General features: G+C 69.4%; 29 protein-coding genes and 9 pseudogenes. 14 read left to right on the top strand and 24 right to left on the bottom strand.

The window, feature by feature from the left end; all coding sequences use genetic code 11:
• The first annotated feature begins 21 nt into the window (after positions 1-21).
• Together FB465_RS36165 and FB465_RS35075 are read left to right on the top strand one after the other, a co-directional pair.
• A complete protein-coding gene (locus FB465_RS36165; protein ID WP_170290772.1) occupies positions 22-165 on the top strand; it encodes a hypothetical protein in 144 nt (47 codons plus the stop codon).
• Between the two features lie 279 nt (positions 166-444).
• Positions 445-1,185 carry an alpha/beta fold hydrolase gene (locus FB465_RS35075; protein WP_145796991.1) on the top strand — a complete coding sequence of 247 codons (741 nt, stop codon included), beginning with the start codon at positions 445-447 and terminating at the stop codon, positions 1,183-1,185.
• A 4-nt stretch (positions 1,186-1,189) separates the two neighbouring features.
• Here FB465_RS35075 and FB465_RS35080 read toward each other — a convergent pair.
• Positions 1,190-1,417: pseudogene (locus tag FB465_RS35080) on the bottom strand (transcriptional repressor); the annotation flags it as partial.
• Positions 1,418-1,523: 106 nt separating this feature from the next.
• Positions 1,524-1,823 carry an HNH endonuclease signature motif containing protein gene (locus tag FB465_RS35085; protein ID WP_246193389.1) on the bottom strand — a complete coding sequence of 100 codons (300 nt, stop codon included), beginning with the start codon at positions 1,821-1,823 and terminating at the stop codon, positions 1,524-1,526.
• 99 nt (positions 1,824-1,922) lie between these two features.
• Here FB465_RS35085 and FB465_RS35090 point away from each other — a divergent pair, with 99 nt between their 5' ends.
• Entirely contained in the window at positions 1,923-2,090 is a 168-nt protein-coding gene (locus FB465_RS35090; RefSeq protein ID WP_145796994.1) for a terminal protein Tpg-like protein, read from the top strand.
• A gap of 75 nt (positions 2,091-2,165) precedes the next feature.
• Here the strand turns inward: FB465_RS35090 and FB465_RS38060 are convergent, their stop codons facing one another.
• Entirely contained in the window at positions 2,166-2,411 is a 246-nt protein-coding gene (locus tag FB465_RS38060; RefSeq protein ID WP_145796995.1) for a hypothetical protein, read from the bottom strand.
• A gap of 3 nt (positions 2,412-2,414) precedes the next feature.
• On the opposite strand from FB465_RS38060, the gene FB465_RS35100 reads away from it, so the two are divergent.
• On the top strand, positions 2,415-2,723 hold the full coding sequence (locus FB465_RS35100; protein WP_145796996.1) for a hypothetical protein: 309 nt from the start codon (positions 2,415-2,417) through the stop codon (positions 2,721-2,723).
• An 85-nt stretch (positions 2,724-2,808) separates the two neighbouring features.
• On the opposite strand, the gene FB465_RS35105 is transcribed toward FB465_RS35100, so the two are convergent.
• Together FB465_RS35105 and FB465_RS35110 are read right to left on the bottom strand one after the other, a co-directional pair.
• Complete coding sequence (locus FB465_RS35105; RefSeq protein ID WP_145796997.1) at positions 2,809-3,027, bottom strand: hypothetical protein; 219 nt, start codon at positions 3,025-3,027, stop codon at positions 2,809-2,811.
• A complete protein-coding gene (locus FB465_RS35110; RefSeq protein WP_246193090.1) occupies positions 3,024-3,716 on the bottom strand; it encodes a WXG100-like domain-containing protein in 693 nt (230 codons plus the stop codon). Before FB465_RS35110 ends, FB465_RS35105 begins: the two co-directional genes overlap by 4 nt.
• 233 nt (positions 3,717-3,949) lie before the next feature.
• Here FB465_RS35110 and FB465_RS35115 point away from each other — a divergent pair, with 233 nt between their 5' ends.
• A complete protein-coding gene (locus tag FB465_RS35115) occupies positions 3,950-4,621 on the top strand; it encodes a hypothetical protein (RefSeq protein WP_145796999.1) in 672 nt (223 codons plus the stop codon).
• 11 nt (positions 4,622-4,632) lie between these two features.
• Here the strand turns inward: FB465_RS35115 and FB465_RS35120 are convergent, their stop codons facing one another.
• The 3 genes and pseudogenes from FB465_RS35120 to FB465_RS37335 all read right to left on the bottom strand — a co-directional run.
• Positions 4,633-5,373, bottom strand: a complete 741-nt coding sequence (locus FB465_RS35120) for a hypothetical protein (RefSeq protein ID WP_145797000.1) — start codon at positions 5,371-5,373, stop codon at positions 4,633-4,635.
• A gap of 4 nt (positions 5,374-5,377) precedes the next feature.
• Positions 5,378-5,881 carry a hypothetical protein gene (locus FB465_RS35125; RefSeq protein WP_145797001.1) on the bottom strand — a complete coding sequence of 168 codons (504 nt, stop codon included), beginning with the start codon at positions 5,879-5,881 and terminating at the stop codon, positions 5,378-5,380.
• Positions 5,882-6,091: 210 nt separating this feature from the next.
• Positions 6,092-6,346 (bottom strand): annotated as a pseudogene (locus FB465_RS37335) (transposase); the annotation flags it as partial.
• Between the two features lie 317 nt (positions 6,347-6,663).
• Here FB465_RS37335 and FB465_RS35135 point away from each other — a divergent pair.
• Positions 6,664-6,918, top strand: a pseudogene (locus FB465_RS35135) (HU family DNA-binding protein); the annotation flags it as partial.
• Here the strand turns inward: FB465_RS35135 and FB465_RS37340 are convergent.
• The gene (locus tag FB465_RS37340) at positions 6,914-8,380 is read right to left on the bottom strand and encodes a tyrosine-type recombinase/integrase (protein WP_342791875.1); all 1,467 of its coding nucleotides are present in this window, start codon (positions 8,378-8,380) and stop codon (positions 6,914-6,916) included. The pseudogene FB465_RS35135 and the gene FB465_RS37340 overlap by 5 nt on opposite strands.
• 295 nt (positions 8,381-8,675) lie before the next feature.
• The gene (locus FB465_RS35145) at positions 8,676-9,653 is read right to left on the bottom strand and encodes a hypothetical protein (protein WP_145797002.1); all 978 of its coding nucleotides are present in this window, start codon (positions 9,651-9,653) and stop codon (positions 8,676-8,678) included.
• 77 nt (positions 9,654-9,730) lie between these two features.
• On the opposite strand from FB465_RS35145, the gene FB465_RS35150 reads away from it, so the two are divergent.
• Entirely contained in the window at positions 9,731-10,321 is a 591-nt protein-coding gene (locus FB465_RS35150; protein ID WP_170290773.1) for a TetR/AcrR family transcriptional regulator, read from the top strand.
• A 433-nt stretch (positions 10,322-10,754) separates the two neighbouring features.
• Here FB465_RS35150 and FB465_RS35160 read toward each other — a convergent pair whose 3' ends face one another.
• The gene (locus FB465_RS35160) at positions 10,755-11,120 is read right to left on the bottom strand and encodes a hypothetical protein (RefSeq protein WP_246193092.1); all 366 of its coding nucleotides are present in this window, start codon (positions 11,118-11,120) and stop codon (positions 10,755-10,757) included.
• Between the two features lie 31 nt (positions 11,121-11,151).
• Complete coding sequence (locus FB465_RS35165; RefSeq protein ID WP_145797004.1) at positions 11,152-12,162, bottom strand: helix-turn-helix transcriptional regulator; 1,011 nt, start codon at positions 12,160-12,162, stop codon at positions 11,152-11,154.
• Positions 12,163-12,255: 93 nt separating this feature from the next.
• Between FB465_RS35165 and FB465_RS35170 the strand changes: the two genes are divergently transcribed.
• Positions 12,256-12,654 (top strand): VOC family protein, encoded by a 399-nt coding sequence (locus FB465_RS35170; RefSeq protein ID WP_145797005.1) that lies wholly within the window; start codon positions 12,256-12,258, stop codon positions 12,652-12,654.
• A gap of 39 nt (positions 12,655-12,693) precedes the next feature.
• Here the strand turns inward: FB465_RS35170 and FB465_RS35175 are convergent, their stop codons facing one another.
• Complete coding sequence (locus tag FB465_RS35175) at positions 12,694-13,092, bottom strand: hypothetical protein (RefSeq protein WP_170290769.1); 399 nt, start codon at positions 13,090-13,092, stop codon at positions 12,694-12,696.
• Complete coding sequence (locus FB465_RS35180; protein WP_145796943.1) at positions 13,089-13,943, bottom strand: IS5 family transposase; 855 nt, start codon at positions 13,941-13,943, stop codon at positions 13,089-13,091. The genes FB465_RS35175 and FB465_RS35180 overlap by 4 nt, the downstream gene beginning before the upstream one ends.
• Before the next feature lie 179 nt (positions 13,944-14,122).
• Between FB465_RS35180 and FB465_RS35185 the strand changes: the two are divergent.
• Both FB465_RS35185 and FB465_RS35190 read left to right on the top strand, forming a co-directional pair.
• Positions 14,123-15,171, top strand: a pseudogene (locus FB465_RS35185) (IS481 family transposase).
• Between the two features lie 569 nt (positions 15,172-15,740).
• Entirely contained in the window at positions 15,741-17,495 is a 1,755-nt protein-coding gene (locus FB465_RS35190) for an FG-GAP repeat domain-containing protein (protein WP_145797006.1), read from the top strand.
• Positions 17,496-17,825: 330 nt separating this feature from the next.
• Here FB465_RS35190 and FB465_RS35195 read toward each other — a convergent pair whose 3' ends face one another.
• The 5 genes from FB465_RS35195 to FB465_RS35215 form a co-directional block, all read right to left on the bottom strand.
• Positions 17,826-18,017, bottom strand: coding sequence for a hypothetical protein (locus tag FB465_RS35195; RefSeq protein WP_145797007.1), 192 nt, complete (start codon positions 18,015-18,017; stop codon positions 17,826-17,828).
• Entirely contained in the window at positions 18,008-18,430 is a 423-nt protein-coding gene (locus FB465_RS35200) for a hypothetical protein (protein ID WP_145797008.1), read from the bottom strand. Before FB465_RS35200 ends, FB465_RS35195 begins: the two co-directional genes overlap by 10 nt.
• Positions 18,431-18,510: 80 nt before the next feature.
• Positions 18,511-19,056: an IS5 family transposase gene (locus FB465_RS35205; protein WP_170290774.1), complete on the bottom strand. Its 546-nt coding sequence runs from the start codon at positions 19,054-19,056 to the stop codon at positions 18,511-18,513.
• A gap of 106 nt (positions 19,057-19,162) precedes the next feature.
• A complete protein-coding gene (locus tag FB465_RS38065) occupies positions 19,163-19,336 on the bottom strand; it encodes a transposase (protein ID WP_145797010.1) in 174 nt (57 codons plus the stop codon).
• Between the two features lie 195 nt (positions 19,337-19,531).
• A complete protein-coding gene (locus tag FB465_RS35215; RefSeq protein ID WP_145797011.1) occupies positions 19,532-19,903 on the bottom strand; it encodes a DUF7674 family protein in 372 nt (123 codons plus the stop codon).
• Positions 19,904-20,055: 152 nt separating this feature from the next.
• On the opposite strand from FB465_RS35215, the gene FB465_RS35220 reads away from it, so the two are divergent.
• Positions 20,056-20,484 carry a hypothetical protein gene (locus FB465_RS35220; RefSeq protein ID WP_145797012.1) on the top strand — a complete coding sequence of 143 codons (429 nt, stop codon included), beginning with the start codon at positions 20,056-20,058 and terminating at the stop codon, positions 20,482-20,484.
• Here the strand turns inward: FB465_RS35220 and FB465_RS35225 are convergent.
• Positions 20,468-21,713, bottom strand: a pseudogene (locus tag FB465_RS35225) (IS3 family transposase). The gene FB465_RS35220 and the pseudogene FB465_RS35225 overlap by 17 nt on opposite strands.
• Positions 21,714-21,915: 202 nt before the next feature.
• On the opposite strand from FB465_RS35225, the gene FB465_RS35230 reads away from it, so the two are divergent.
• Positions 21,916-22,548: a class I SAM-dependent methyltransferase gene (locus tag FB465_RS35230; RefSeq protein WP_145797013.1), complete on the top strand. Its 633-nt coding sequence runs from the start codon at positions 21,916-21,918 to the stop codon at positions 22,546-22,548.
• A gap of 47 nt (positions 22,549-22,595) precedes the next feature.
• On the opposite strand, the pseudogene FB465_RS35235 reads toward FB465_RS35230, so the two are convergent.
• Positions 22,596-22,898, bottom strand: a pseudogene (locus FB465_RS35235) (transposase); the annotation flags it as partial.
• A gap of 31 nt (positions 22,899-22,929) precedes the next feature.
• On the opposite strand from FB465_RS35235, the pseudogene FB465_RS35240 reads away from it, so the two are divergent.
• Positions 22,930-23,223: pseudogene (locus tag FB465_RS35240) on the top strand (IS5 family transposase); the annotation flags it as partial.
• Between the two features lie 21 nt (positions 23,224-23,244).
• Here the strand turns inward: FB465_RS35240 and FB465_RS35245 are convergent.
• Positions 23,245-23,700, bottom strand: a complete 456-nt coding sequence (locus tag FB465_RS35245; protein ID WP_145797015.1) for a VOC family protein — start codon at positions 23,698-23,700, stop codon at positions 23,245-23,247.
• A gap of 244 nt (positions 23,701-23,944) precedes the next feature.
• A pseudogene (locus FB465_RS35250) lies at positions 23,945-24,070 on the bottom strand (IS5/IS1182 family transposase); the annotation flags it as partial.
• 201 nt (positions 24,071-24,271) lie between these two features.
• Between FB465_RS35250 and FB465_RS35255 the strand changes: the two are divergent.
• A complete protein-coding gene (locus tag FB465_RS35255) occupies positions 24,272-26,191 on the top strand; it encodes an eCIS core domain-containing protein (RefSeq protein WP_281292396.1) in 1,920 nt (639 codons plus the stop codon).
• Between the two features lie 5 nt (positions 26,192-26,196).
• Here FB465_RS35255 and FB465_RS35260 read toward each other — a convergent pair.
• Positions 26,197-26,902: pseudogene (locus FB465_RS35260) on the bottom strand (IS5 family transposase).
• Positions 26,903-26,945 lie beyond the last annotated feature (43 nt).

Below are 26,945 nucleotides of genomic sequence, written 5' to 3' on the forward strand. Positions count from 1 at the left end.
GTCCCCCTGCACGAGGAGCCGATGCCCTGTCACCGTGGCGCGCCGCTCCCCGCCCACCCCAGCGACTGCGTGTGCGCTGGCACCGGCTACACCCACGAGCAGGGCGAGCGGCACCTGTGCCTCGGCTTCATCGAGGGCGATTTCGGCCTGGACGCACCGGCGTAGCGGGGAAGCACCGCACCCGCCACAGCTCTCCTGCGCACCAACCGGAGTACGCGCGGGCCGGCCGGGACATCAACCCTCGCACCCCCGGACTTCTGCCGCGATCCTCGCTCAAAGGGGACGGTCGGAGGCGGCGGAGCGGGCGGCGAGGCTGCTCGGTGCGCTGCACTCGGAGCTCGGCGCGCAGCAGTTGCCCACGGCGCGGGCTGGAATCTCCCCCTGGGGGAGCTTATAGCGTCCCTCTCGGGTCGCAGGGTGCGGCTACCGAGAGGGGTGTGTGTCATGGCGACGTTCGTGCTGGTGCCCGGCCTGTTCATGGGCGCGTGGGCGTGGGAGGCGGTGGCCGCCGAGCTGGAGGCCAAGGGACACCGGGCGGTGGCGGTGACGCTGCCCGGGCTGGCGGAGCGCGCGGGGGAGGATGCGGCGGGGATCGGGCTGGCGTCGCATGCGGACGCGGTGGCGGAGGTGCTCGCCGCCGCGGGCCCGGGGACGGTGCTGGTGGCGCACAGCTACGGCGCGTTCCCGTGCGTCGCGGCGGTGGACCGGCGGCCGGAGCTGGTGTCGCGGCTGGTGTTCGTGGACACCGGCTACCCGGAGGCGGGCGAGTCGATGGTGCTGACGATGCCGCAGTTGGACCTGCTGGCGGGGGTTGCGGGGGACGTGGTCCCGGTGCCGAAGGAGATCCCGGCGGTGCACGGGGTGCCGGAGGCGGAGCACGATCGCTGGCTCCGGCTGGCCACCCCGCAGCCGGTGCGGACGGTCACCGAGCCGGTCGAGCTGAGCGGCGACTGGCTGCGGGTGCCGACCACCGGGGTGTTCTGCCTGGCGAGCGGGTTGAACGTGGTGTTCGCCCGTTCGCTGCACGCCACCGGGATGCCCCGGTTCGCGAAGCTAGCCGAGCCCGGGGTGACCTTCTTCGAGCTGTCGACCGGTCACTACCCGATGCTGTCCGCGCCGCTGGAGCTGGCGGACGTGCTGGAGCGCGCCGCCGACGGCGGAGGCCGCGGCCTGTACGACAGCTGACCGGCTACACCGGGGTCCGGGCCGCGCAGTCCGGGCACAGGCCCCGGTAGGTGATCTCGGCGCTGGAGATGACAAACCCGAAGCGTTCGGCAGCCGGGAGGGCGGAGAGCTGGTCACCCTGGGGGTGGACGTCGCGGATGTCCCCGCAGCCGGAGCAGACCAGGTGCCGGCGGGCGTGGTGGGCGTTCGGGTCGTAGCGCTTGGCCCTGCCGTCGGTGGAGACCTGCAGGACCGAGCCGGCTGCCGTGCTCTTTACCACCCAGCGGGTTCCATAGCAGTCGGCGGTGTTTGTCGAAACCCGGTCGGCATGCCCCGTCCGGGCCGTCCACTCCGCCCGGTCAGGGCGCGGAAGGCGGGCTGCTGCCGGGGCAGTCGTCCAGCATTGCGTTCGCGTGCTGCTCGCGAACCACGACCGCGAACAGCCGTCGAAGCCTGTCGCCGTCCACGGCGTGCGTCTTCACCGCATGGCAGTTCGGACACAGGGCGATCATGTTCGCCGGATGGTCGGGACCCTTGAACTGCAAGTCGTCGACGTGATCGACTTCCAGCACCGGCCCACCCTTGTGGCTCTCCGCATAGAAGCCCGGGTTCGCGCACTCGGGGCTCTCGCACCGAAAGCCCGCCCGCTCGATCACCATGCTCACGATGCTTCTCCGCCGCGCCGGCTCAATGCGCCCGACCTCCCGGACTTTCCCACCTTCCTCGGCGGCCAGCAGCCGCTCCAGAGCCTCGACCTTGTGTCGATAGCTGCTGCGGCCCGCCACCACGGCGCCACCCAGGGCGAGCAGGAGGACATCCTCGCCCGAGGCTTGCGCGACGCCTACTTCCAGGACGGGGGCCGCCGTGCCCGCGGCCTGGACGTCACTCTGAACAGCCTGGCCTGGGCCGACTTCTCGGTGGATTGACACCGCTGCAAGGGCGGCCGGGCCAGGGCAACGCCGCTCGCCTCGCCCCCCGGCACCTAGGTCCTTTCTTTCGGATCAGCGAGCGGACCAGATGAAGATGCCCGCGATGTGGAGTCCGGCGCGGAAGACGGTGGCGGTCTTCTCGGAGCGGGTGGCCAGGCCGCGCCAGTTCTTCAGGCGGTTGATGCACCGCTCGACTGGTCCACCGACCCTGTGGCGGTCGCCCTGCGCGACGCACTGGTTCGGCGGGTCCGCGAGTTCCCTGCCGTCCGCTCGGTGTGGGTGGCGCAGGTCCGGTGGCGGGCCAGCGGCGAGGAACACCTGATGCTGCACGTCGCCGTGGACGAGGACCTGCCCTCGGCCTCCGCCGACCGCCTGATGCAGATCCTGCTCGGCGAGGAGGTGAAGCTCGGCCGGAGGCACCCGAAGGTCGGGATGCTCGCCCTGAACACCACCACCCACGCCGACACCATCGCCCAACTGGACCGCCAGGGCCTGGACACGGTGCGCCACGACGTCGAGTCGGGCCAGGTCCAGGTGATCTCCCGCGAGTACGACGACCCGTCGGTGGCCCCGGCGAATGGCGCCGCGCCCCCGCCCCGGGCCAAGCGCCGCTGGTTCGGCCGCTCCTGACGGGACGTCGCTGATGCGCTCTCCTTCGGATCTTGCCGGGCGCCCAACACCGCGCGCCGATCCGGCAAGATCCGAAAGAGAGGGCCTAGGGCCGGCGGTGGTGTGCTCGGTCCATGGGCTGTCCGTGCGGCGGGGCGGAACGGCGGATCAGCGCCACGGTCTGCGCAGCCGTCAGACGGCCGCTGCCGGATCCGACCGAACTGCAGAGCGTAATGAGCAGCTGGAGAAGTGCCACGCGCCGAATGTCGGCGGGCGCCTGCAGGTTCTCCGTCGCGTCGTGATCGTGCTCGAACCCGTCGCTCATGCCATGACCCCCTGCTCGCTCCCGCTGAGACCCAGCTGCGCCTTGCTGCCCTCGACCCCGTCCTTCAGGCCGTCCTCACCGGCCTTGCCGACCTGCTTCCGGTCGACCCCGTCACTCATCCCGAGCGCCTGCTCGCCGAGCTGCAGAACCACGTTGCCTGCCATGTTGGAGAGCGCCTCGATCACCGGACCTGTGGCCATCGAGACCAACTGGTCGATGAGCTGCTGCTCCGCCTCCTTCAGCAGACGCCTGACGATCACCCGGGTGGTCTGGGTCGCCGCCAGCGCACCCGCCTCCGACAGGCCGAAGGTGAAGGGTGCGGTCGCCTGCGCGGCGATCACCTCGGCTGCCATGATGCCGAGTTGGACGATCGCCGCGTTCTTCGCCCCCTCGATGACGACCGCCACCCCGTCCAGGCAGGTGGCCACCAGCCGCCCGCCCTCGGCGAGCTGGTGCAGATGGGTGCCGGAGAGCTTCCCCCAGTGCGCCTCGAAGGCCTCGGCCGCCAGCCCGGCGTTGCCGCCCAGCATGTCCTGGACGGCGGAGTGCATGTCGGCGACGCCGCTGTCCATCTCCTCCGCGAACGACCGCAGCGCGTCGGCCATCTCGCGGTAGTCGTCCTCGTCCACGTTCGGCCAGTTGACGCCGATCAGGTCCAGGGCCCAGGCCAGTTCGTCCGGCAGGACCACACCGATCCGCTGTCACACCCCCGTCATCCGTGCCCGTCTGCGTTCGATTCTTCCAGGTCACGACGGTGCGGCAGCGCCGGGGCGGTCCCACCCGGTGTCCGCCTGTCACCGTGCTGTCCCGACGGCGTCCGGATTCGGCAGGTGCCGCCCCACGGCTTCCGACGGCCCGTAAGGTCTGGGCATCGGGTCCAGCAGCCCGTCCGCCCGACCACCACACCAGGGGGAGCCCGACCGTGCCCAGCCGCCAGCCGCTCACCACCCGCGCCCTGCTCGCCTCCGTCGCCCTGGCCGCGACGATCACCCTCGCCGCCTGCGACCCTGACGACGTGTCCGGCGCCGACGCCTCCCCCGCCACGACCACCGCCGCCGCCTCCGCGGCCGCCACCACGTCGGCCCCCAAGGCCTCCAGCGCCTCCACCGCGCCAGCCGCCGGCGGCAAGCGCACGCTCGTCGAGGCCCGCACCGCCGGCGGGCTCACCAAGGCCACCGGCAACGGCGAGCTCACCGACGTCCCGGTCGACCCGGGCGAGATGCGCGACGGCATGCACCTGGTGGCCGCCAACTACAACCGGGCCGGTCAGACCAGCGGCCGCCGGATCCTCTTCATCGGCGTCGACAACGTCCCCGAGGAGCCGAGCAAGCGCCGCGAGCACCTCTGGCGCGGCCTGATCGACTACGCCCTCGGCAACGGCTCCACCGGCAGCCCGACCACCGCCAAGCCGTACCCGGCCGGCCCGCTCGGCGGCGACCTCGAGTGCCTGAGCCTGCCGGAGTCCGCCAACGCGACCGACGTACTGTGCGGCTGGGTCGACTCCTCCGCCGCTGCCGTCGCGCTCTTCCCCCGCACCACCCCGGCTGACGCCGCCCGCCTCTTTGCCGCCATGCGCGCCGACCTCGAGCACTGACCGCCCCAGCGCTACCGCCGTCGTCCCAGTCGGATCCGCCGCGACCCGAGCGCGCCGAACACCAAGGTGGTCAGCCGCAGGGCCGCGTCCCACTCCGGCTGGGACACCCCGGGCACCGGCACCTCGCACCCCTCGGCCCAGTTCACCAGGCTGTCCAGCCAGAGCCAGGGCTCCTCCAGGCACAGCCCGACGAACTGCATCCCCCGCCGGTCCACCGCCACCGCCACGTCGACCATCCCGGCCGCCCGGTCCACCTCCGGGGTACGGCCGCCGAAAGTCCGCAGCCGCGCCGCCAACTCGCTCCGCAGCGCCCGCGGCGACGGCGGTCGCGGCCGCTCCCCGACCGCCAGCAGCGCCGCGACCAGCCGCTCCCGCGCGGTCGACCCGTCCGCCGCCCGGACGGCACCCTCCGGCTCGGCGCCGAACGCCGCCAGGACCAGCGAGGCCACCAGGAGGGTCGCCGCCCACTCCTCCGCCGCCACCTCCGGCTGCACGTCCCCCCATCCGGCCGGCGCCGGGGAGCCCGCCGCCCTGCGCAGCACCTCGGCCACCGGCAACCCAGACTCCCGCAGCGCGATCACCGGCCGCTCCCGCGTCACCACCAACCGCCCGGCCGCAGCCAGGTTGCACGGCGTCTCGGAGCCGTACGCGAGCACTCCCTCCACCAACTCCGCCGTCCGCGTGCGTCCTTCCGCCACCCCCAGCAGCGCCGACAGCAGCACTCCGGCCCCCGGGTTGCGCTCCCCGCTCACATCCTCACCGCAGCCACGTCGTGAACGGCTCCTGCGCGGCGAACTCCGGGTCCACCACCGCCAACCCCTGCGCAAAGGCCCGCGTCAGCTCGCCGACCATTCGGTCGAGTTCAGCCATCGGCAGGATCTCCACGGCAGGATCCGGCCGCCAGTCGGTCCGTGACAGGGCCTCGATCCGCACCACCGGACCGTCCGCCTCGAACAGCAGCGTCCGCTCCACCCCCTGCGAGTAGAGGTCGATCTCGGCTCGCCCCTCGCCGCGCTCCAACAGCTCGATCAGCCCCGGCAGTTCCTCCATGAACGTCGACATGTCGTACCCGACGTCGAACTTCCAGTCCGCGTGGCCGAACCCGCCGATCCGAAAGGCGAACCCGGCCACGTCCAGCAGCCCGGAGCCGTGCAGTACCACGGTCCAGTACTCCTCACCGATCTCCACCTCCGGATCGGGCTCCTCCTCCGACGGCCGAACGAGCTCCGGTGTCACCAACGCGAATCCGAATATCGTCACGGCCGCCAGGCTCTCACGGACGACCACACCGGCCAACGGGGTTCCCCGCCGGCGGCGCAACGCGGCGGTGGCGGCCGACCCTCCGACCGGGTCGACCGCCACCGCCGTCTGTCACCTCGGGTCAGCACGGACCGAGGTCGTTCCACACAGCCCACTGACCGGTGGTCGAGGGGTCCTCGCCCTGGGTCCACCACTTGTTGGTGTAGTAGTGCCGGAGGAGACCCGCAGTGCTGAGAAGGCCTGGGCGATCAGGGCGTCGATGAGACGGTCGTTGCGGACGAACCGCGCGGTCACGACCTTCTTCCTGCCGGAGGCGCGGGCGATCGGGCTGGTTCCGGCGTAGTTCTTGCGGGCCTTGGCGCTGGCGTAACGGTGAGGGTCGTCGCCGAATTCTGCGAGTACCCGGGCGCTGAGCATCGGTCCCAGCCCGGGTTGGGACCGAATGATCTCAGCGTCTGGATGCCAGCCGAGATAGGCCTCGACCTGAGTGCTCACCAGCTGGCGGCGACCAGGCACCGAGTCTGCGGGTGGAGCCGCCGGGAGGAGCCATTGGGGAAGCACACGGCTCTCACTCTGCCACCTCGGTCGGTCTGCAGGTCACAACATCACCGTCGCTGTCAACTGCCCGGTCTACCGCCTGATATGCGGGTTGGGCGGGCATGCCGGTAACCCTGACGGGTTGCCCCGAACAGACCGCACCGGCAAGCGAGATGTGGGACCGCCTCCTACGGTGAAGACAAATTGCCACAAACCGGACTTAGATTGGTCAGGGAGTCGTCGTCATGAACAAGGGACAGCTCGTCGAAGCGGTCGCCGGGCAGCTCGGCAGCCGCGGCGCCGCGGAGGACGCCGTGGATGCGGTGCTCGATGTGATGGTGCGCGCGGTCGTGGCCGGGGAGCGGGTGTCGGTCACGGGGTTCGGCACGCTGGAGAAGGTGCAGCGCTCGGCCCGTTACGCGCGCAACCCGCAGACCGGCGAACGTGTGCGGGTGAGGAAGTCCACGGTGCCGCGCTTCCGGCCCGGCCAGGGCTTCAAGATCGGTGAGGGGGATGTTGGCCAGCATCTTCTGGAGGTTCTCCTTCGCCTCCAGCAGTTGGCCCCTGCTGGAGTTCTTCGGGGTGCAGAAGTCGCAGCGCGCGCAGGCCATCCGGTGCTGGCACTGTTCGAAGAAGGTGTAGGTGCACCAGCCGTGGCCCAGGTCGTAGTACTGCCAGGGTTCGCCGCTGGCGGCGGCGCCGGAGGCGACGGCGTCGCGGTCGACGAGGACCTCGATGGTGCGGACGTTCCGGGCGAAGTATCCGGCGCCGTTGTAGGCCCTGGCCAAGGTGTTCGGAGTGATCTTCGCGTAGTTGGGCGGTCGCTTCCGGAGTGCGGTGGCCAAGCCATTCCTGCAGTTCGAAGAGCGTCATGGGCTCCTTGGCGTTGTAGAGCTGGCTGGCGATGGTGGATCGGGCCCGGTGGCTGGTGATGTTGCCGCGGACGTCGGCCGTGGGGACGCCGGCCTTGCGGCAGAGCATCGGGATGATCGCCGTGTTGATGTAGTGCTTGGCGACCCGGCGGGCGCGGTGGGCGAACAGGAAGTCGGCCAACTCGCCGGTCTTGTGGTCGAGCATCTGCGGTTGGGCGGGTCTGACGGCCTGCCATGCCTCGATGGCCTTGCCCAGGAGCGGGTCAACGGGCTTGGTGAACACGGTGCCTGTCTTGTGGGTCGGGACGTCCAACAGGCAGACCGCGTCGCAGGCCAGGACCTCGCCCGAGTCACCGGGGATGGGCAGGCCGTCGTGCTGCCAGCGGATGCAGCCCACCCGCAGCCGGGCAATCTCATCACTGCGCTGGCCTGCGAAGAGCCAGGTCAAGGTGATGCCCCGGATCAGCTCGACCGGGTAGGTGCGACTGTCCGAGGTCGGCAGGTCACCTGGTTCGACGTTCAGACCGGCCCACAGCAGCTTCGCCCAGATGTCGTCGGCGATCACCCGCGGGTCCGGACCCATCAACGCGCGGACGCTTCGCGGTGTCCGCAAGGCGTGAGCGGGGTCGAAGCGCCGCGGGGTCCACTCCCATTCGTGCAGGTCGCGGAAGAACGCGCGGGGCACCTTGAGGTAGCCGGACTTCGACTGCGCGGTGAGCGGTTTGCCCAGGCGTCCTTGCGAGTGCATGCCGTGGGTCCACTGGGAGAAGTCGCCGACGGACATCCGGTCCACCGCCGCAACCCAGGACGCGCAGGTCTGGCGGGTCCACTGGCCTGGCTCGGTGACCTCGGGGTGCTCGGCGGCCAGCCACCGGCCGATCTTCGCGAGCACGCTGCGGTAGCTCCTGCGGATCTTCGGCGTCAGCGTCGATGTCGCGTACCACCGCTCGACCCACCCCGCCCATTCGCTCGGCACTCCCTCCAACGCCGCCGGCCCGGCCTCAGGGCCCAACCGCGGCGGGTCCGCATGGCCGAGCGCCGCGACCGCCCGGTGGACGCCGTGCAGGTCCTTGCCCCACTGCCCGCCCATCGCCGGGCTCTCGCGCAGTTCGGCAAGAGCCTCGGTGGACAGGGCCTCCGTAGCTGTGGGGCCGGACCGGGTGGCGCCTTCCGTGCCCCCAGCGGCAGGCCACGCAGGTACAGGACGATTCCGTCGACGGCATGACGGCAGGCGCAGACAGGGGGTACAACGGCATGGCAGGGCCTCTTGTGCGTCCGGATGGTTTCGTCACCCCTGGACTACCAAGAGGCCCTGCTTCTGCATGCAGTTATCGCTGAACCGGCCCACCCCGCCGAAAGCTGTGGACCAGCTTGTTCACGGACACTCAGGTGGCCAGCGGGATCAGTATGAGGAGCGGGATGAACAAGGTCCATTGCGGCAGGGTGAAGACCGCCGCGCCGAAGGCGTCCAGGTCGATGGCGAAGAACACGCCGGTGAACGCGGCGGCGATGAACCAGACATAAGCCAGAACCGGCCGCGCGGTTCGGCGGTCGGCACGTGCGGCCCAGGCCAGAGCCACGGGGAGCGAGGCCAGTAGCAGGGTGCATAGGTGCCAGAGCACGCGGAAGAGTTGTTTGACCGGGGCGTCGAGGTTCGCGTGGACCAAGGGGCCGACGAACTCCGGGGTGCCGCCGAACAGGTGGAGTGCGGTGATCGCCGCGGCGATGGTGGCCGCCGTCCATAGCGGCCATCGGCGGGAGGTCGCAGTGCTGGTGTCGGGCATGAGGGTCTCCAGAAGTGGTGGGATCTGGCCGGCGTCTGTCGGCCGTGGCACTCGGTCCGCGCAGACGAGTGGCTCTCCAGGGGTGAGCCGTCGGCGTATCCGTACGGGCAGCAGCGACGGGGCGGCGCGAAGTCCTGCGAGATGGAGCAGTCCGGTTGTCAGTGCGAAGCCGGAGAAGGCGAGCTCTCGCAGCGGAAGAGACGTGGGGGAGAGTGCTCTGGTCGGGATCTCGGGGAGGAGGGCGAGCCCGCGGAGCAGATAGATCGCGGTGATCACCGTCAGTGCCGGCGCGAGTCTGGGCAACGGGCGGAGCAGCCCGGCCGCCGACCACGCGTATGCCGCCGCGACGGCGAGCAGCGCGGCTATGCCGACCACAGTCACGGTCGGGATCGGCGACTGATGGTCCGCCAGGCGGGCGAGGTATTCGCCAGCGCCGAAGTACCGGAATCCGGCGCCGCCGTAGAGCGGCAGTGCGAGGTGCAGTACGCCGACGGCCAGGCTCAGTGCGCCGGCCGCTGCGAGGGCTCGGGTGCGGAGGTCGTCTCGATCGGGCTTCGTCGGTGCCGGCGGATTGGGCATGGTGTCTCTGCGCCCCCTGTATGCGAGGAAGAGTTCTAGAATCTGGATTCTAGAACATGTCGCCTATAATTGGTGGCATGGGTCGCCCGTCGAAGTTCACCGAGGATCAGTTCCTGGACGCCGCACTGCGGTTGGTCTCCGCCGGAGGGCCCGACGCGGCGACGGTCGCAGCTGTCGCCGAGGCCCTCGGGGCGCCGGTGGGCTCGGTCTACCACCGGTTCGACTCCCGTGACCTGCTCCTGGCGAAGCTGTGGCTGCGGACGGTTCGACGGTTCCAGTCGGGGTTTCTGCAGGCACTCGCGAGCGATGATCTGGACGAGGCGGCCCTGGGCGCGGCGTTGCACGTGAACACATGGGCGCGTGGGCATCTCGACGAGGCACGCGCGCTGCTGCTCTACCGCCGTGAGGACCTGGCAGCCCGCTGGCCAGCCGAACTCGGCGACGAGGTCGCCACGGTCAACGCGGCCGTCTTCGACGCACTGCGCGACTACGCGTCGCGCCGGTACGGAAGTGTGGATCCGGAGCACGTCCAGCGGGTGACCTTCGCGGTGTTGGACGTGCCCTACGCGGCCGGCCGCCGCCATCTCCTCGCCGGTGATGCGCCGCCGGCCCTCGTCGACGACCTGGTCGCCGTCACCTGCCGTTGCGTGCTGGCCGATCTCGATTGACCCGCTCGCCTCGACGGCGACCTCGATCCACGCCGCTTGCACCCACCACGACAACGCCCGCAGACCTCACCACGGCCGGGCCACCCCGTCACCGGCGCCACCGGCCACGAGTCCCGCCGTGTCCAGGGCCCGGCCCCGACCACTCACGAGTCAGACTCGTAAGTGGTCATGAGATCCCGTCCGATCGTTCTGATCGGACGGGATCTCTGCGTTGTGGGGGCTTGGTCAAGGTGGTGTTCGAACTCGGGTGTTCCCGTCGGGAGTCGGTCGTTGGTCCGTGAGCCAGTTCAAGGTGGCACTCGACAGCGGCAGGCGGGCGGTGTAGACAAGACCGTCAGGGCCCTCGGCGAGACCGTTGTTTTTCTTCACACCAAACTCAACTGCCGTCGAGGGCCCGCTGGTTACGCCTCACGGGTGCCTGCATCCGGCGCGGCTACAGGCGTGCGGTGAACGTCCCGTCGCCGCCCTTGTGCAGCCAGCCGCGGTCCGCGAGCTTGACCAGCTTCGCCCGCAGCGGCTCGAGCTTCCCGCGCACCTCCACCTCCAGGCCCAGCTCCTCGCCCACCGCCCTCACCTGCACCGGACCGCCGGCAGCCCGCACGATCGACAGGATCCGGCGGTAGTCACCGGGAAGCGCGGCCTCGTTCACGCCGTCGCTCCGGTGCGGGACCAGCAGCACCGTACGCCCGCCGACCTGCGCCGACGTCGGCGCGTCGGCAGCCCGCTCCTCGGCGATCTGCTCGCTCATCCTCGCCAGGACCCGCTCGGTGACCGAGAGTTCGTCCCGCTCGGCCCGCACCTGGTCCAGCTACTTGACTAGCTGTGCCATCTCATGACATTGGTTCCTCGCTGTCAGGCTCGGCGGCGTAGGACGTGAGGCGATCGGCGAGCTCGATGACGAGGTCGCGGAGTTCATCGGGGCGCTCGATGACGAACGGCCGGTTGAGTGAGGCGAGTACTGGAGGCAACCAGTCGAGTCGCTCCGCCCGTAGCTGGACGCGCAGCCAGCGCTCGGTCGCGCGGTCCTCGCCGGCTGCGGACTCGTGCTCCTCCAGGTTCGCGACGCTGTTGGGAAGGTGGGCGCGGATCTGCTCAACTGTCCCGTGGATCCGCAAGGTCACCTTATGCCGGTACTCGGCCGTGGCGAATCCTGACAATACGCGCTGTGCCGGACCGGGACCCATGGGCGTTTCGAATGAGCCGGGCAGGGTCCGTGCGTCTGCGATGCGATCGAGCCGGAAGGTTCGGTCCTGGTCGATCTGGGCGTCCTTGCCCGTGACGTACCACCGGCCCGAATGGGCGACGATCCCGTACGCGTGCAGTGTGCGTTCGCTGCGCCGTCCGTCGCGGTCGGTGTAGCGGATCGAGACCGGTCGGTGGTGGCGCACCGCATCGGCGATGGTGAGCAGGACCTCGGCGTCCGGGGTGTCGAACTCGCTGGACTGTTCCGTGAAGGCGAGGGATTCCAGGAGTGTGTCGAGCCGGCGGGCGATGTGCTTGGGCAGCACCCGCCGGATCTTCGCCGATGCCGTCTCGTTTGCCGTGTGCTGCGTCGTCGTCAGCCCTGCTCGGCGGCCGGCGATCAGGCCGAGCAGTACGGCCAGCGCCTCGTCGTCGCTGAGCATGAGCGGTGGCAAGCGGTACCCGGGGGCGAGCCGGTACCCGCCGTAGCGGCCGCGCACCGATTCCACGGGCACGTCGAGGTCGATCAGCTGGTCCACATACCGGCGCACGGTGCGCCCTTCGACGCCGAGCCGGTCGGCGAGTTCGGCCACCGTCCGGGTGCCGCCCGACTGCAGCAGCTCCAGGAGTGTGAGGACGCGGCCGGTGGGTCGAGGCATGTCCGCAGCCTAACGCGAATACAGGACTGATTCTGTCCACTATTTCTCCTAGCCTGCGACGTGCACGCCTCCAGCACAGCCAAGGAGATTCCCATGGACTTCGTCTCGATCCGCATCATCACCAGCGACGTGGCGCGCCTCGTCGAGTTCTACGAGCGAGCCTCAGGGGCGCGGGCGACGTGGGCCACCGAGGACTTCGCCGAACTCAGGACCGCGGGCGCCACCCTCGCGATCGCCGGCACCCGCACCGTCCCGCTGTTCGCCCCGGGCTCTGCCCGCCCGGCGGACAACCACAGCGTGATCACCGAGTTCCTCGTCGACGACGTGGACCGCGTTCACCAGAACCTGACCGGCTTCGTCACCGACTTCGTCACCGAGCCCACCACGATGCCCTGGGGCAACCGGTCGCTACTGTTCCGCGACCCCGACGGCAACCTCGTCAACTTCTTCACCCCCGTCACCCCGGCGGCCACCGAAAAGTTCGCACGCTGACGCCACGCACAGCCGCTCACCGGGAGCCCTGAGAGGACGTTAAGTCCGTTTCTGGTAGCGGCCTCGTCCGGGCTGGGTGAGGAAGCCTTGGCGGGTGAGGCGTCCCAGGCGACTGCGGGTGACGTTCAGGGCTGGGTCGTCGGTGGGCATGCCGATGAGTTCGTGTAGTTCGCGGACTCGGAATGTCTGGTCGGGGTGCTGGTTGAAGGCGTTCACGATGGCCTGGTAGGCGGCGCTCGAGCCGGCCGGATCCGGTGCGATCCCGGTCGGCGCGAGTTCGGTGATGACCTTCCGGGTGGTGGCCAGGTCCGCGAGGCGTGCTTCGGTATCGGTGAGGGCGGCGGTGAGGTGCTCGATCTGGTCGCGTAGTTCGTCGGCGCGGGCAGTGGCCTCGTCGTGCCGGGCCTGGAGGTCCGCCAGGAATTCGGTGACGTTCATGCGGCCGCCTGGAGGGTGTCGCGCCAGGCCGGTGCGGGTGTGGTGAGGCGGCGGGCCATGTTCGCGGTGGAAGCCCAGTAGACGCGCGAGGCGGAGTTGTCGGGCCTGTGGTCGTACTCGCGGGCCAGGCGCCGGTGCAGCATCAGCGTGCCGTTGACCTGCTCAACCACCCACCGCTTGGGCTGCGGGACGAAGCCCCTGCCCTGGTCGGCCGGGTTGCGGCGGACGACCTCGACGGTGACGTCCAGCAGTGCGCCGTGGATGATCACCTCGTCCTTGAAGCCCTGGTCCACCAGGGCTTTCTCCAGGCGGTTGCCGCACCGCTCGGCCGCCTGGTCGAGCAGGGCCGTGCCGGCGGCGTTGTCGTGCGCCGACGCGGCCAGGACCACGACGCCGATGATCAGCCCCAGCACGTCGACGGCCAGTCCCCGCTTGCGCCCCGGTGTCCTCTTGTTCGCGTCCAGTCCCGTCGTGGTCTTGGGGACACCCGCGGCCGCGCGCACGGACTGGGTGTCGATGACCACGAGGGACGGGTCCTCTAATCGGCGGGCCTTCTCCCTCACCTGGCAGCGCAGAAGTTCCTGGATTCGCTGGTCAAGCCCGTCCTGGCGCCACAGCGTGAAGTAGTAGAACACCGCCGACCAGACCGGCAGATCGTGGGGCAGGTAACGCCACTGACAGCCCGTCCGGTTCTGGTAGAAGATCGCGTTCACGACCTCCCGGAGATTACAGGCCCCGGGGTCTCCGGTCGCCGACCGCCTCACACGGTCCTGTTTCCAGGCCGTGATCATCGGCTCGATCAACACCCACTGCTCATCCGATAAGTCGCTGGGATACGGCTCTCGCTCCATACCTCTGATCCCAGCATGCACATGCCGAATGTCCGGCCGGTACGACGATCAGTACCACGAACGAGCGATCACGAACCGAGAGATAAGGGACTTAACGTCCTCTGAGATCCCAGGGCTCCCGGCGAACGCGGCCGCCGAATCCAGGAGCCGCCACCAGCAGGGGACACCGGAACGCACCGCTGACCCCCGAAGGACATCTGCGCCTGTGTCTACCGGTCGACGCCGGACGTCCGATCGCGCACGTCGCTGCGGGAGCCGGGATCTCCCGCCGCTGCCTGGCCAAGTGGTACGCCCGCTGGCGCGCGCACGGCGAGAACGGCCTGCTCGACCACTCCTCCCGCCCCGCCACCAGTCCCGCCCGCACCCCCCGAGGACATCGCTGACCTGGTGGAGGCGCTGCGGCGGCAGACCAAGCACGGGCCAGCCCGGCTCGCCGCCGACCTACAGCGGCTGCACGGCGTCACACTCGCGCCGGCGACCGTGCACCGCATCCTGGTGAGGCGAGGACTCAACCGGCTCCGGGACCTGGATCCACCGACCGGCGAGCAGCTGCGCGAGGTCATCCGCTACGAGCACGGCCGGGTCGGCGACCTGGTCCACGTCGACGTCAAGAAGCTCGGACGCATCCCGACCGGCGGCGGCTGGCGGATGCACGGCGTCGGCACCGAGTCCGCCCGCGCCTCCAAACGCACCGGTCCCGGCACCGGGCAAGGTCGGATACACGTACCTGCATTCGGCGCTCGACGACCACGCCCGGCTCGCCTACACCGAGGCCCTGAACGATGAGAAGGCCGTCACCGCGGTCGCCTTCTGGCACCGGGCCGTTGCCTTCTTCGCCGCCCACGGCATCACACCGATCCGCCGCTGCCTCACCGACAACGGCGCGTGCTACCGGTCTACGACCTGGGCTGACGCGCTCGCCGCGACCGGTACGAAGCACAAGCGGACCAGGCCGTACACGCCGCGCACGAACGGGAAGGTGGAGAGGTATAACGGGACGCTCTCCCGCGAGTGGGCGTACGTCCGCGACTTTACAACCGAGCATGAACGCCGCGTCGCACTCGCGGAGTTCGTGAACTACTACAACCACGAGCGGCCGCACGCCGCGCTCGGCGGCCGATCGCCCATCAGCCGGACCGCCGGGAGCGACTACCGGATCGTCTTCGACCAGCCGCCCGAACCACTCGCGGACATCTCGCAGCAGCTCACCTTCGAGGACTTCGCGTGACCAAGGTCCCGAGCACCACACCTAGCTGTTCTTCAAGTCCATCCAGTTCCGCGCGGCGCGCGGCGATCCGTTCCAGCACCTCGGGGTCCACCATGCCCGGGAGCGTACGAGCCGCGCGGGCGGGAACGGACCAGAACCCGCGAAGACCTCCCTGCCAGACGATCTACCCGGCAGACTGCCGCCCGCGACCAGCACGAGCATCCCGCCACGGAATCACACCAGGCCCGGGACCTGCACCTTCACGATGCACAGCACTCAATGACGGCGTTGAGCTCGTACGGCATTCCCGCAGCGTAGCCGCACAGTCGCCCACGGAGGTTCGAACCATGAGAAGCGGCTGACACGTTGCCAAAGCCCACCTGTGCGACCGCGCCGCGCCGCCGGCACGGGTGGCGGCGATCACAGCGCATCGTCGGAGAGGCGGAGGGGGAGCAGCTTCACAAGGAATCCACAGGATCGATCCGTACGCTGCGGGAAGGAAGTGGGGACCGTTCACGCGCCGACGCGTGACCCGGTCGTGGGCACGAGGCGCCCGGGTGGGTCCACACGTTCGATCCTGAGGGGGGATCTTGACCGCACCGTACCGCGGAAACCTGAGGGCCCTGGCCGCCGGGGGCGTCCTTGCCCTGGCTGTCGGCGCTCTCGCTACCACCCCGAGCACGGCCGCCCCGCAGCACCGCGCGCCCGACTCCGTCGTCGCGCAGTCCGTGACCGACTCCGCACCGGTGTCGGACCCCGACGCCGCGCCGCGCGGCGTCGGCGAGTACCCGACCGTCGTCATGCCCGCTCTGTCCGGGCCGTCCGAGCAGGTGACTGCCGCCGCCAAGCCGCGGCACGACGTCGACGGCGACGGCCGCAGTGACATGATCGTCATGCAGTACGACCAGGCCACGGCCGTCTACCTGTCGTCGATCCAGGCCTGGAGCGACTACACGATCGCCAAGACCGACCCCGACGCCTCGTTCAAGGACCTGCTGCCGGTGGGCGATGTCGGCGGCACGACCAAGCCGGAACTGCTCTCCCTCTCCTTCGACGGCGTCCTGACGCTCTACGAGGCCGGCTTGAACGCCACGTCGGCGCCCCTGTGGTCGGGCGGCGGCTGGCAGAAGTACAACCGCCTCATCGCCACCGGGGACGTCACCGGAGACCGCCACCCCGACCTGCTGGCCCGCGACTTCGCCGGTGACCTGTGGCTCTACACGGGGACGGGCACCGTCACCAAGCCCTTCAACGCGCGGGTCAAGGTCGGCACCGGCTGGGGGATCTACGACCAGATCGTCGGTGCCAGTGACGTCGACGGCGACGGCCTCGGCGATGTTCTCACCCGCACCCTGACCGGCGAGCTGTGGTTCCACAAGGGGGCCGGCAGCGCCACGGCCCCGCTCAAGGCCCGCGTCAAGGTCGGCACCGGCTGGAACGCGTACAACGTGATCAGTGGCTCGGACGACGGCGACGGCGACGGTCTGAGCGACCTGCTCGCCCGCGACCGCGACGGCGTGGAGTACTGGTTCAAGTCGATCGGCGGCGGGCGCTTCGCCGCGCCGGCGTACTTCGGCAGCGGCTACGAAAACAACAAGTTCATCGTCGGTGCCGGCACCACGCAGCTCTACGGCAAGGCCCAGAACCTCATGACCCAGACCGACGGCACCCTGGCCAAGTACTACGCCCTCGCCAACGGCACCTACCTGACGCCGCCGACCGGAGTCGGCAAGGAGAAGCCGGGGTCCCGCAACACGTACGCCACCGCGCTCAACAGCCACAACCACGCCAGCTATGTGGAGAACATCGGCAGCGACCTGTACATCCGCGGCAAGAAGGTCAGCTCGACGTGGAACTACAACGCGATGGTCGGCCCCGGCGACCTCACCGGCGACGGCAAGGGCGACCTGCTCAGCCGCGACTCAGCGGGAGTTCTGTGGCTGCACCCCGGCGACGGGGCGGTGGACACCAAGCTCGGCACACCCATCAAGGTCAGCAGCGGCTGGAACGCCTACAACGCGCTGGTCGGCGCGGGCGACTACTCCGGCGACGGACGGCCCGACCTGCTCGCCCGGGACACCTCCGGCCGGCTGTTCCTCTTCAAGGGCACGGGGACGTCCACCGCGCCGTTCGCCGCCCGGGAACAGATCGCCACCGGCTGGGACGTCTACGACATGCTCGTCGTGCCGGGTGACATCGACGGGGACAGCAAGGGCGATGTGCTCGCCCGCGCCAAGAACGGCGACATGTACCTGTACACCTCGACGGGCAACGCCGGCACCGCGACCTTCGCCGCCCGGGTGAAGTTCGGCAGCGGCTGGAACATCTACACGAACATGCTCTGATCCTGTCCATCGGACCCCGGCGGTGACCAAGGAGCCCCATACACGGTCACCCACCTGGGCGTCCGCCGGACACCGACGCGGCCCTCGGCCCGATCCGCTGCTCCGACCGGAGAGCGCATCGGACGATCTCGAGGGCCGCGTCGGTCAGAGTGCGGTCTCCGGACGCCCACGGAGGCGATCGCGCAGGCTTCACGCTTCCGGGGCAGCTGCCACGCCTGGCCCAGGCGCCGACTGGTGCACGAAGCAGCGTGGTCGCTCAACCGGGCAACGGGTAGCGATACCCCGGCTTCGGTACCCATGAGGTAACGGAGGGAGCCGAGCAGACGGATCTCAGGAGCCTCCGCCGGTGGAGCCGCCGTGACCGCCCATCGACGGGTACTGCACCCGGCGTCGGACGACCAGGTCCACCTGGACGGCGGAGGGGGCGAGTATCTGTTGCAGCTCTTGGCACATGGCCGTGGTATCGGTCGTCCACCGGGGCAGTGACGTGGGCCGGATCAGGTGGCCGTTCTTCAGCAGCACGTACAGGGTGATCTTGGCGTTGATGGGCTTCCGATCCTCCTCGTGCGACTCCGTGATGGCGTGGTCGATCCAGATCTGCCGGACGCCGGTGAGCGGCCCGGCCGGTCCGTGCGGGAGCCCCGGATGACGGTCATGGTGTCGGGGGAGGCGGCGGGGGAGAACCGCAAGCGGTTCACGTCCCGGAAGGCCCCGTACAGGATCACGAACGTGTTGACGACGAGTCCCAGCACGGCGGCGATCCCGACCAGAGCCCAGATCCGGCCGGGTTCGAGACTGAAGATCAGCGCCATGACCACATAGACCGGGATACCGCAGAGGGCGCCGGCCACGAGCGACCCGAGCACCTCCCCGGGCCAGCGCTTGGCGGCGAACACGAGCGGCCCGACTCCCTCGCGAAGCACCACGTCGACCACGTCGGGACTCGAACGGTCCACCCGCACCCTGCTCATGACCCAACGTTAGGATCGTGCCACTGGTTGCACTCATAGCAGGATCACAGGGTTGGCTTGTTGAGGCGTCTCCAGCAGATGAGCGCGCAGGCAAGTGAGATGAGCGAGTCGTGGAGATCGAGGCGTCGTTCCCAGCGAACGGCGAGGCGCTTGAACTGGTGAAGCAGGGCGAAGGTCTGTTCCACCACGTAGCGGAGCTTGCCCAGGCCGCGGATGTCGGGTTCTCCACGTCGGGAGATGACGGGCAGGATCCGGCGTCGGAGAAGCTCCCGGCGGACGTGGCGACTGTCGTAACCCTTGTCACCGAGCAGGGATTTGGGGCGCTTGCGCGGTCGTCCGGGGCGTCCGGCGACCGGTTGGACGCCATCCACGACGGCCAGGGCCTGGGTGATGTCGGGGACGTTGCCGCCGGTGGTGATGACCTTCAGCGGGGTGCCGTTGCCGTCGCAGATGAGGTGGTGTTTGCTGCCCGATTTGCGGCGATCGACCGGCGGCGGGCCAACCCCGGCACCCCCGTTTTCGAGCCCCGGCGGCGTGCTGGTGGGCGCGGACGATGGTGGAGTCGACCGAGGTGAGCCAGTCGATGTCACCGGCCGCGTCCGCCTTCGCCTGCGTGGCCCGCAGCATTTGCTCGAAGGTGCCGTCCCTGGCCGACCGGCGGAACCGGGTGTGCAGGGTGGCCCACGACCCATACCGCTAGGGCACGTCCCGCCAAGCCACCCCGGTCCGGAACTTCCACACGATCCCGTTCAGAACCGTGCGGTCATCCAATCGGGGACGGCCCGTCGAGGACTTGGGTAGCAAAGGCCGCAGGAGATCCCAATCGGCATCGGACAACTCATGGCGACGTATCACCCGACCATGATCCACTACTCAAGATCACTTTGACGACACTGCCTAGGCCCGTCGGCACAGTGTCTAGCCGGATGAGCTCCCCTGCAGCACCTCCATCAAGGCCAGGGCATCTGCGTGCGGATCCTCGCCGTCGACCGGGAACGGCGCCGGATCAGCCTGTCAGTCGAACTCGTGCCGTGGCTGCGGGCAGTGAACGACGGAAGCCGCGAGTCAGGAAGAGCGCATCCACTCCGGTGATTTGATGCCCCAGAACTTGTTCCAGGCCAGGCAGTAGGACTGCGACTCCGGTCCCAGGTCATCCCAGACCAGGCGGAGATCGAAGCCGTTGTCCCATGCGTTCAGGAGGGCCTCGAGGAAGCCAGTGGCGACCGCTGCGGCATCGTCCTCGCTGCCCTGGCAGAGCGCCTCTTCCAGAGTTCCCAGCACTTGCCGCCGTTGGTCCTGCGTCAACTCCGAGGCGGTCCCGACGAAGGCGTCGGCCAGCTGGGCTGCCCGAAAGATCAGCGAGAGGTCGTCATCGACAACCACATCCAGCGCATCGCTGACCGCCACCACGTTCCGCCACCACTCGGGCATGCCCATCGCCGTCCCTCCCAGCCGATGGCGACATCCTGTCACGCCGAGTCGAACGGATTGTGAGGCGGAGCGGCGCAGCTCGATGGCGGGAAACGAACTCCCAGGGCCCTCATACCCTGCTGGTGGCACCGCTCGTGAACAACCAGAGGAGGACAGCAGTGACGACCTATCCCATGCCACCGGCGGGCCACGACGACGAGGACGAGCAGTTCCGCGCCGAGGAGCTGGCCGGCCTCGCTCCGGACGGCAAGGCGTATGAGCAATACGACACGTGGTTCCACAACAACTACACCGCAGGCACCGACCACGCCGGTCTGGGAGGCACCGCTCGGCTATGGGCCGTCGAGCACGATGGCGGCAGGGACCGCTGGCACGTCACCGGAGCCGCCCCCGGCCTGACACTCCAGTACCTGCAGATCACCGAAGGGGACCGCCGGGCGGGGTGGGAGTTCGTCGAGCAGACGGTGCTGGCCTCCGGAGTGAACGCGGGATGCTGGCCGCAGGCCATGCTCGACGCCCGCCTCCAGGACCTGGGGCCTTCGCCCTTGAAGGTGGACACGCGTTCGTGTGTCACGCGGCGAGCGTGAGCTTAGCCGTGTGGTGTCGTCGTTCGTATTCGTTGGGGCTGAGGTGGCCGTTGGCGGAGTGGCGGCGGCGGGTGTTGTAGCGCGTCAGCCAGGCGAAGACGGTCCTTCTGCAGGTGACGGGGTCGCCGTAGTCGCGGGCGCCCTGGAGCGTCTCGCGTTTGAGGGAGGCGTGGAAGCTCTCGCAGGCCGCGTTGTCCGCGCTGCTGCCGACCGAGCCCATCGACTGGGTGACGCCGAAGTCCGAGCACAGGTCGGCGAAGGCCCGGGATACGTATTGCGCCCCGTGATCGGTGTGGAACACCGCCCCGTCCAGACCGCCGCGGGTCGCGGCCGCCATCCCAAGCGCGTCGGCGACCAGGCCGGTGCGCATGTGATCGGCGATGGACCAGCCCACGACCTTCCGGCTGAAGCAGTCCAGCACGGTCGCCAGGTAGAGGAACTCCCCGTCCGCCAACGGCAGATACGTGATGTCGCCCATGTACTTGCGTCCCGGCTCCGGCGCGGTGAAGTCCCGCTGGAACAAGTCCGGAACCGTCTGCGCGGCCGGATCCGGGATCGTGGTGCGGACCCTTTTGCGCAGGCGGACACCGGCGATGGAGTACATCCGCATGACGCGGGCGACTCGTTTGTGGTTGACCCGCGCGCCGGACTCGCGCAGTTCCGCGGTCACCCGGGGCGAGCCGTAGGCGCCGCCGGAGACGGCGTGGATGCGGCGTATCTCCTCGGCCAGGAGCCGGTCCTCGCGTTGCCGGACCGCCCTGGCCTGGGCACCGCTCAGCCACTTGTAGTAGCTGGACCGGTTGACGTCCAGGACCTGGCACAGCCGCTTCACCTCGTAGGCGTCCCGGTGGTCGTGGACGAACTGGAAGCGGCTCACCAGTTCGTCTCGCCGGCGAAATACTTGGCCGCCTTGCGGAGTATGTCCCGCTCGGTGGCCAGCTTCCGCTCGCTCGCCTCAAGCTCGGCCACCCGGGCCTCCAACTGCCGGATCCGCTCGTCCGGGTCGGCGGTCGGTGCCGGCTGTCCCGTCCCGGCCGGTGCTGCCTCGCCTGCCCGAGAGGCGGTGGGGGCGACGCCACGGCGTTCGCGGTCCCGCAGCACCCACTCCGAATCGTCGCCCTGTTGATACCCAGGTCAGCGGCGATGCTCTTGTAGGTCGCCCCGGGCGTGGACTCGTACAGGGCCACGGCATCGGCCTTGAACTCGTCCGAGTAGTCCTTCATCGCCATCGGCGGTGTTCTCGCTTCCTCCGAATCAAGCAGATCCAGTATCAGCGTGTCCACCAGTCAGGGCGAAGGCCCCTGCAACTGAGCGACGGGCCTCGAACCCGCACTATTTAAAGATCGCCAACGGCATCAGTCTTGTGGAACGGTCACGCTGGGTGCTGTAGAACCTGTGTGATTGGGTGCCCGAAGAGTCATGGGGAGATCGATGCGCGAGCCCGATCCGAAGCCGTACTGGAACACGAACGTCGCCCGGCACCCCGACATCCTCCGAGCTGTTCCCGAGGTGTGCGGCGATGCGCTGGATGTCGGCTCCGGGGACGGACTGCTGGCGCGGAAACTGGCCGGGCGAGCGAAGCGGGTGACCGGGATCGACAAGTCACCTGAGATGATCGCCTGCTCACGCAAGCTTGCCGCGGGCCACCCGACCCTCGCTTTCATCGAGGGAGACTTCCTCACAGCCGACCTCCCCGCCGGGAGCTTCGACTTCATCTGCTCGGTGACCACGGTCCATCACATGGACTTCGAGGCGGCGCTCACTCGCATGAGCGAGCTGCTGCGGCCCGGCGGCACGTTGGTTGTGGTCGGCCTGGCCCGCGAGGCGAGCGTGGCGGACTGGGCAGCGGTGATCGCGGCGGCCCCGGTCGTACGGATCACGAAGGTGCTACGTCGTGCGCGCGGCCCAGAGGGGATGCCCGTCGCCGACCCACAGATGAGCTACGGGGAGGTGCGGGCCGCCGCGCGTCGGCTGCTGCCCGGCATGCGTTACCGCCGGCATGTGCTCCGCCGGTACTCGGTGGCCTGGGAGAAACCGCCTTCTGAACCGGCTGATTGTTTCTGACAGGGTGTTGGGGGGTGGCACACCTGCCGCGGCGCGGTCACGGAGCGTCAGGCGAGAAGGACTCGCTTTCGCAAGAGCGGGAAGCCAGCACGTCCGAACATTTGTCGTTTCAGCATCTTGATCCTGTTGACGGCTCCTTCTACGGGGCCAGAGTTCCAGTGGCTGGTCAGTCCGGCTTCGACGGCGTCGTAGTCGCTGTTCAGGCCGGCCGCGAAGGTGCTGATCCCGGGCAGGCCCGAGGTGATGGCTTCGGTGATCCAGTCGGTGAGGCGTTCGCCGTCCAGGAGGGTGAGCATCTCGGCGAAGGAGGTGACCAGGCGGGCGGCGGTGTCCAGTTCGGGGCAGTGGGCGAGGACGGCCTTGCGCTGGACTTCTTCATCGAGAGTGAGGGCGGCGGGGTGGCGAGTGAGCCAGCCGGTCCGTGCCTACCTGCGCCGACGCGGCATCCGCTGCACCATCCCGGTCAAGGCCGACCAGGCACGTAACCGCAAGAAGCTGGGCTCTCGCGGCGGCCGGCCGCCCAGATTCGACGCCGAGGACTACAAGGCTCGGCATGCGGTCGAGTGCGGCATCAACCGACTTAAAAGGCACAGGGCAGTGGCCACGAGATGCGACAAGCTCTCCGTCCGCTACGAGGCGACTGTGCTGGTCGCAGCCGTGAACGAGTGGCTGTGACCAGCACCGTCGCAACGGCCCTCAGACGACGTCGAATTCGTTGCCCTCGGGGTCCTGCATGGCGGCGGCGTAGAGCCCCGTGTCCGGCTCATCCTTGATCCGCAGCACGGTGGCACCAGCTTTAACCAGCCGTTCCACCGTAGCCTTGACCCGCTGTGTGCGGACGTCCAGTGGGACGTCACGGCCTCCACCAACCTTCAGGTCGAAGTGCCACCGGTTCTTGGCGACCTTCGGCTCTGGAACCTGCTGGAACCACACCCTCGGTCCACGTCCCGCGGGATCGATGATCGACTCCGGAATATCCCCGGCACCGGCCGGCAATTCTGCCTCGGGCACCCCCACCGCCGCCCAGTAAGCACGCCACGTGGCGTGCCCGCCCGGCGGAGGCTCAGGCACGTAGCCCAGGGCCTCGGCCCAGAAAGTCACCATTCTCTGCGGATCGGAGCAGTCGATCGTCAGCTGCACTGTCATCTCCATGCTCGGAGCATCCCAGGCAGGTCTGACAGACGATCCGCTTTCGCAACAGGCCTTAGCTTGATCTTTAACCTGTGCGGCGGGGGCGAGGGTTGTTGGACTTCTTCGTCTTCCACCTACCGGCCCGGCGAGCTGGCCCAGTGCGACCTGTGGTTCCCGCCGGTCGACATCCCACTCGGCTACGGACAGAGCGGCCGCCCGCCGGTCAGTGGGGCGCAGTGCCGGTCCACGATCAAGTGGTGCTTGGAGCCTGGACGTGCGGGCCGTCGATCGCGCAATCGTCGGGGGCCAGGCCGCCGTTCGCCCTCAACTCGGTGAGCATGACCTCGTGCAGCCGCGGCCAGACCCCGGCCTCGGTCCAGTCCCGCAGCCGATGGTCGGCTCTTCGCTGCGCGGTTCCCAGATCGTGCTGGGCCGAGTGGTCGTGACCACAGGCAAGGAATTCGAGTTGTCCTACCTACTGCCCCAGGAGAGGTCAACTATGTTCGAACATGAAAGGAGCCGCACGCGTCGAGTGTGGCAGCCGCAGTCGGAGGCGGTGCTGCGCAGCCCGGCGACCGACACGGAGCCCGAAATGGCACCACCGGTCGTGCACGAGGTGCTTGCAGCCGCCGGTGAGCGGCTGGACGAGGAGACCGCGGCCACCATGGGCGCGCGGTACGGCAGGGATTTCAGCCAGGTCCGCGTGCACGCCGATGCCAGGGCCGGGGAGTCCGCCGATGCGGTCGGCGCCCGTGCCTACACGGTGGGCAATCACATCGTGTTCGCCGACGGCGCCTACGCCCCGCAGACAGAGCAGGGCAGCCACCTTCTCGCCCACGAGCTCATCCACACGCTGCAGCAGCCACTGGCCGGTCCGGCGGCGACCTCGGCGAGCCTGCCTGTGGGTGCACCGACCGACCCTGCCGAGCGGGAAGCCGAGACCAACGCCGGGCTGGCGAACGGTGGGGCGACGGTCGACCTGACGGCTGGTGTCCACGGGGCGGCGCTGCGGCGGCAGACGCCGCCGTCCGGTGGTATGCGGCCGGCGCACGCCCGGGGATTCGGCGGCGAGCAGGCTATGGGTTTCGCCTATCCGCAGGAGGAGTGGATCTTTCTCGGCGGTCCTAGTGGTGCGGCCGGACACGGGGTGACCACGAGCGGTTTCGACGGTGTGGCGGTGCGCACCGGCGGACCGTTGGAGATTCACCTGCTGGACAACAAGTCCTTGGCCCGGCAGGGGAACGTGTCCAGTGCCACCGCGCTGACGACGAACCTGCAGCGCAACATCGGCGACCTGACCACCCTGGTGGCCGAGCCCCGATTCGACGATGTGCCGCGCATCGGCGAGATTCGCACAGCCCTGTCCGCCGCGCGTACGGCGTTGCAGACCGGCCAGCGCCTGCCGGGCTCCGTCAGGCTGATCGTCACCAACGCGGGTGGCAGGTCCACCGGTGTGACAGGCACCCTTGCCAACCAGGGGGTGGAGTTCCGCGACCTCAACCAGCCCGCACCGCGCCCGGCTCCCACAGCCCCGCCCGCGGCTGGCACCCGGTCGACGGGAACCCCACAGGGTGGAACGCGCTCGGCAGAAGGCGAGGCGGGCTCCGGCGGCAGGTCGAGTACCGACGCCAGGGTGGGCACCCCGAGTGAGCCGCCGATCGAGGCCGGGCCGTCACCGAAGGGTACGGCCGCCATCGGGGGTATCTTCGTCGCGTTCCAAGGAATCAACTTCGTGTCGAACCTGATCAACGATCACATCCAGGGCAAGCGGGCACAGCAGGCGCTGGACGCGATCGCACCGGAGGTGGCACGGAACCGTGCTGCCCATCCGAACGCTTTCACGCTGGTGGTCCTCGTCTACAGCCAGGTCGAAGCGCCGAGCGAGAGCCTGATCCAGCCAGGGCCGGTGTTCAGCCACCTGGAGACGGGCAGCGGGGTGACCAAGGACGAGGCCCGCCGGGACTGGCAGCGAACACCGCAGCTGAGGGCGGCCGGCGGCCGTGTGCGGCAGGAGGAGATGTGGATCCCGCCGGTACAGCAGGCCGGCCCGGCGGCGATGGCCAGGCCGTTTCCCAGGGCCGCGCTGGCCACCTTTGCCGTCGGCCGAGCAATCCTGCAGGACGTCGAGTGGGGCGGTCTCACCGGGTTCGACGATGAGGGGACGACCAAGCTCACAGTGCCCGCGGACGTGCAGCCGCGGTTCATCGTGATGCGGGTCCCCTCACCGCTGCGATGGTTCTACGAGGGCGTTCACGACACCGTGATCCCGGTCGAAGAGCGTGCGGCGGCCGAGGGTGGCAGCATTCCGGTGGTCAACCTGGACCCGTCGATGCCTTTCGCCGACGTCTCGGCTGCCTGTGTGTTTCCCGCCGACGACGACACCGCCGCGCTGTTCGCCGCCGGCCCACCCACCCGGGACAACCTCGGTCACCTGCGCGGCCGCGTCAACCTTCAGGAGGCCCGCTGGGTGCGCCCGGAGAATATCCAGGTCCTCGGCCGCTTCACCGACTGATCATTTCAGAATGATCTCCGGAGTCGGCGGAGGCAGATGATGCTGGCCGCCAGTTCCAGCAGGCCCTGTTGGAGGTCGGCTCGGCGCTCGTAGCGGGTGCGGAGCCGTTTGAACTGGTGGAGCCAGGCGAAGGTTCGCTCGACCACCCAGCGGGTCTTGCCGAGTCCGGAGCCGTGAGCGGTGCCGCGACGTGCGATCTGCGGCCTGTTGCGGGGCCGTCCGCGCAGGCCCCGGATGCGGGGTATCGCGTTCAGGAGCGGGATCAACTGCGTGACGTCGTGGCGGTTTCCGCCGGTGAGCGACACGGCCAGCGGGGTGCCGTGCCGGTCCACTATCACGTGGTGCTTGGAGCCTGGACGTGCACGGTCGACGGGCGAAGGGCCGACATTGGTCCCCGCTTTCAGCGTCCTGATGTGGGGGCCGTCGATCGCGCAGTCGTCCATGTCCAGGCTGCCGCTCGCCCTCAGCTCGGTGAGCAGGACCTCGTGCAGGCGTGGCCAAAGGCCGGCCTCGGTCCAGTCCCGCAGCCGACGCCAGCTGGTCACACCGGCACCCGACCAGCCGGGTCGGCACGTCCCGCCAGGCGACGCCCTCGCGCAGCACGTATTCGATGCCGGCCAGGGCCGCCCGGTCCGACACCGGCGACCGGCCCGGATAGCGGTGCCGCCTCACGGGACGTGGCGGCAGCAAGGGGGCTATCCGCTCCCACAGGTCGTCAGGAGCAAGATGGCTTGCCGACGTAGGTGTCGTACAC

This window comes from Kitasatospora atroaurantiaca (assembly GCF_007828955.1).
GTDB lineage: Bacteria > Actinomycetota > Actinomycetes > Streptomycetales > Streptomycetaceae > Kitasatospora > Kitasatospora atroaurantiaca.

Excerpts from the sequence above, each read along its gene's own strand:
- FB465_RS36165 (WP_170290772.1), top strand. The coding sequence starts at position 22 with ATGCCCTGTCACCGTGGCGCGCCGCTCCCCGCCCACCCCAGCGACTGC.
- FB465_RS35075 (WP_145796991.1), top strand. The coding sequence starts at position 445 with ATGGCGACGTTCGTGCTGGTGCCCGGCCTGTTCATGGGCGCGTGGGCG.
- FB465_RS35085 (WP_246193389.1), bottom strand. The coding sequence starts at position 1,823 with ATGGTGATCGAGCGGGCGGGCTTTCGGTGCGAGAGCCCCGAGTGCGCG.
- FB465_RS35100 (WP_145796996.1), top strand. The coding sequence starts at position 2,415 with ATGCTGCACGTCGCCGTGGACGAGGACCTGCCCTCGGCCTCCGCCGAC.
- FB465_RS35105 (WP_145796997.1), bottom strand. The coding sequence starts at position 3,027 with ATGAGCGACGGGTTCGAGCACGATCACGACGCGACGGAGAACCTGCAG.
- FB465_RS37340 (WP_342791875.1), bottom strand. The coding sequence starts at position 8,380 with ATGGGCGGGCAGTGGGGCAAGGACCTGCACGGCGTCCACCGGGCGGTC.
- FB465_RS35145 (WP_145797002.1), bottom strand. The coding sequence starts at position 9,653 with ATGCCCAATCCGCCGGCACCGACGAAGCCCGATCGAGACGACCTCCGC.
- FB465_RS35150 (WP_170290773.1), top strand. The coding sequence starts at position 9,731 with ATGGGTCGCCCGTCGAAGTTCACCGAGGATCAGTTCCTGGACGCCGCA.
- FB465_RS35165 (WP_145797004.1), bottom strand. The coding sequence starts at position 12,162 with ATGCCTCGACCCACCGGCCGCGTCCTCACACTCCTGGAGCTGCTGCAG.
- FB465_RS35170 (WP_145797005.1), top strand. The coding sequence starts at position 12,256 with ATGGACTTCGTCTCGATCCGCATCATCACCAGCGACGTGGCGCGCCTC.
- FB465_RS35175 (WP_170290769.1), bottom strand. The coding sequence starts at position 13,092 with ATGAACGTCACCGAATTCCTGGCGGACCTCCAGGCCCGGCACGACGAG.
- FB465_RS35180 (WP_145796943.1), bottom strand. The coding sequence starts at position 13,943 with ATGGAGCGAGAGCCGTATCCCAGCGACTTATCGGATGAGCAGTGGGTG.
- FB465_RS35215 (WP_145797011.1), bottom strand. The coding sequence starts at position 19,903 with ATGGGCATGCCCGAGTGGTGGCGGAACGTGGTGGCGGTCAGCGATGCG.
- FB465_RS35230 (WP_145797013.1), top strand. The coding sequence starts at position 21,916 with ATGCGCGAGCCCGATCCGAAGCCGTACTGGAACACGAACGTCGCCCGG.
- FB465_RS35245 (WP_145797015.1), bottom strand. The coding sequence starts at position 23,700 with ATGGAGATGACAGTGCAGCTGACGATCGACTGCTCCGATCCGCAGAGA.
- FB465_RS35255 (WP_281292396.1), top strand. The coding sequence starts at position 24,272 with ATGGCACCACCGGTCGTGCACGAGGTGCTTGCAGCCGCCGGTGAGCGG.